The organism is Streptococcus mitis, assembly GCF_946190275.1.
Classification (GTDB): Bacteria; Bacillota; Bacilli; order Lactobacillales; family Streptococcaceae; genus Streptococcus; species Streptococcus mitis_DC.
Map to the genome: position 1 here is coordinate 1 of NZ_CAMHZQ010000126.1, position 217 is coordinate 217.

1 protein-coding gene is annotated in these 217 nt (G+C 44.7%); it reads right to left on the minus strand.

All coding sequences use genetic code 11. The features are described 5' to 3' along the window. The coding region (locus N8M20_RS10475) for a DUF1542 domain-containing protein (RefSeq protein WP_261080550.1) at window positions 1-217 on the minus strand (217 nt) is incomplete at both ends.

The window sequence follows — 217 nt, forward strand, 5'->3', positions numbered from 1 at the left end:
CTTTAGCCGCATCTAATGTTCCTGGTGTGTGAACTTTTTCAATTTCTCCTACTCCAGTTGTCTTAGCTGCTTCTACAGCTGCTGCTGTTTGTGCTTGATCGATTAGCGCTTCTTGAGCTTTCTTAACTTCGTCTACTTTAGCGAGTTTTTCTGCTCTGTCTGCTGAACTTAAGCTTCCGTCTGCTTCGATTGCTGCTTTTTCTGTCGCTGCTGCTTC